Genomic DNA, 2,773 nt, shown 5'->3' on the forward strand with positions numbered 1-2,773 from the left:
CAAATGGGTGATTAAGCTGCTGTCTAGAATAGCGTGGTTCTTCTTAATATCCATCTGCAGAATTTCCGCAATCCAGGATTTGGTATAAGCGTTATTAGGATATCGAGCCTGTTGTTGGACGGTGAACCAATCTCGTCTCGGCCCCAAAAACTTCCCGCCATCAACAAATGGACCTGATCGCACAACAATTCCTTGTACAACTTGACCCGTCGGACAAGGCGAACTGCGAGCGCTGCTTCCCACTGGTCCGAAGGTATAAAATCCATTTTGTTTCTTCTGTGTGGGTCGTTCTATGGGTCATTCATTTGTTTCATTCGGCGATGCCCTAACGGCGGATTCCTCCAAAAGCCAGCTACCACCTTTAGATGGAGCCATCTTTTCTCTCTCTAGGGTCAGCCATTCAGTGGTCCACTCTTTCGAAGGGATCGCGGTTCCTGAGCTTTCGGTCATTTTCCGCAGAAACTATTCCGTGAGCGTTTTGTTTATCTCCTACTCCCTCCGTCTTCCTGTATTACCTGTAACGTGCAAAGCGAGATCATCTCACCTTGAGGCGACACATTTTTTATTCTGCCTGCCAATTGAACCTGGAGGAATGGCTAGACTCATTATTTGGCAAAGACGCTGACACTTCCGTTGATGACTTTCCCTCCGGAAACTGTGCTTCCGACCATGGCAAGAGGCTGGGTGCCGTCATTGAAATTTATTTGTGGGGCTTTAAGCTTTATTCTTGCGGCGCCTTCAGCCATGACATCTTTCTGGCTTTGTAAGGACAGGTCTTTCCCGCTTCTGAGGGTCAAATTATCTCCAGCGTTCAGATTGGTCCCCTTGCCAGACAACAGGGTCAGCGTGTTTCCAGCAGTCACGACAAGGTTTTCCGCCTGAATGGTTGTGCCATTTTGGGAAACTTGAATCACCGATCGGAGTGCATTGACTTGCCCTTGAAGGTTGGCAATTTGTTGTTGTAGTGCCGTGATCTGTTTGTAGAGAAGATCCGGGGTGAGTTGAAGTTGTGGAATATTTCCGCTTCCTTGCTGGGGCATTTGACGGGGTTGAATCTGCTGGAGATTTGGATCGGCCGCCATAGCCAACGAAAATTGAGAAATCAACATAATGGTTGCGAGGGTCAATAACGTTTTTCGCATGAAAGACCTCCTTGGTGTCAAAAGTCTACCCTTTGAAGACAGGTGAAGCATCTCAGAATTGTTGTCCATACGGAATTTTCCTTGAGCACTTTTTCCAGTAAGGGGAAATGGAAATCCCTAAAATCATACTCAAGACGGGCTTTTGTTGACCATTTTTTTCTAGGGAAGAGGAAGGTGGGCACGATCCTGTTTGGCCGGCGGGAGGAGACCAACTTGCTCAAAAAGATGGGCTCGCTGGGTGAGAGCCTGGGTGTCGGCAGGATTGGTGTGAAGGCGTTCTGATAAGGCCCAGATGGCGTCATACCAGAGACCTGCTTCCAGTAGTGGTTCAGTAGGAGTCGTATTAATGGGTTGGAGATTGGCAAAGGTTGTTACATTGTCCGGAGGAGTGACCCGCATGATCCACCCGCTGGTTGTATGGCTTTCTCCTGGATTTAAGCCCTGAAGAACGATTTTCCACTGGTAGGTCGTATTGAGTTGGAGTCTGATCCCATAATCTCTCAGGTCTACCTTATGAATGCCAGGTTGAATAGGAGGAAGCATGCGGACGTCCAGAAGCCTTTGGGTATGGCTTTCATCCGTAATCATCACATCGACGGGTTGGGAAGTGGGGTAGGCAATAAACCAAAAGAGGGCAGGCTGTTCGAACATGGTCAATCCAATATGGTCGGGAGATAGAACGGAAAGATATACCGTTTCTCGTCCGGGTTGGGACTCATTCACCACGACCCTGGTGGCCGGAGAGGGTGAGTCGGGAGCATGATAGAGCAGGGTGTTCTCCAGGCTTGGGGATTCCGGGGAATGTGGCGCAGAAGCCCCGCTGTTTTCCAGATGAGTTTGGGGTGAGATGACTGCGGGAATTGTGCCGTTTATCGGGGCTTCCTCTTCCTGAACAATGGGAGGGGGAGAAGCAGGAGTTGCCGTCGTGGCGATTTTTGTGTGATCAGGCGGAGCTTTTGTCGATCCTCGGGCTTCCAGGCGAATACCTCCTGGGAGCAAAAGTTCAATCAGGAATTCATCATTTTTTTGAGGACGAGTGAGGGCCATGGCCGAAAATAGTTCGTATTGTTCGTGCGTGAGAGATTCTGCCAGAATGGTGACGGTGGGTTTGTCTCCTTCCGGAGTGAGTCGTAATTCCGAAGTTCCGAATTGTTCAATGTAATATTTTCCCGGACCTAATGAGACGGATGTGCCGTCGGGGGAAGAAAAATGGAGTGTGCGACTCAAGAGTATATTGGGAGACGCAGCCCAAAGGTGAGGGGGATATAATCCTATAAGACACCACACCAAGCAATGTATTGCCAGAGAGAGTCTCTTCATGTCCGCACATGTAAGCTATAAAAGTAGGATTTCAAGTCTCTACCTTACGGGAACTTAAAAAGGTTGTGCAATCCGAAGCATGCGGAATCTCTTTAGCATACGGATGTGACCGGGAAATTCTTATTAGAGCAGGCACAGAAAACGGAAGGCTAGCAATCCGAAATGCCTTAAAACAAGACTTATAGTTATTGGCCGCGATAGGGTTGACCTCGGAATAAATCGATTACCCCGAAAGAATTCTGTTGGGAGTCGGTCGTAATTAATCCTGGAATCGTTGTCACGTCATTACTCCCTGTATCCGGAATAGACGT

Annotated in this window: 3 protein-coding genes; all 3 read right to left on the minus strand. The window is 48.6% G+C overall.

Going from position 1 to position 2,773, the window contains the following annotated elements; all coding sequences use genetic code 11:
• The coding region (locus AAH187_RS19100; RefSeq protein ID WP_342350082.1) for a hypothetical protein at window positions 1-183 on the minus strand (183 nt) is incomplete at its 3' end.
• A gap of 422 nt (window positions 184-605) precedes the next feature.
• Window positions 606-1,142 carry a hypothetical protein gene (locus AAH187_RS19105; RefSeq protein ID WP_342350083.1) on the minus strand — a complete coding sequence of 179 codons (537 nt, stop codon included), beginning with the start codon at window positions 1,140-1,142 and terminating at the stop codon, window positions 606-608.
• A gap of 159 nt (window positions 1,143-1,301) precedes the next feature.
• Window positions 1,302-2,369, minus strand: coding sequence for a DUF928 domain-containing protein (locus tag AAH187_RS19110; protein WP_342350084.1), 1,068 nt, complete (start codon window positions 2,367-2,369; stop codon window positions 1,302-1,304).
• Window positions 2,370-2,773 lie beyond the last annotated feature (404 nt).

Origin of the sequence: uncultured Nitrospira sp. (assembly GCA_902500695.1) — a bacterium.
Taxonomy (GTDB): Bacteria; Nitrospirota; Nitrospiria; order Nitrospirales; family UBA8639; genus Nitrospira_E.

Coding starts and splice junctions, on each gene's coding strand:
- AAH187_RS19105 (WP_342350083.1), bottom strand. CDS start 1,142: ATGCGAAAAACGTTATTGACCCTCGCAACCATTATGTTGATTTCTCAA.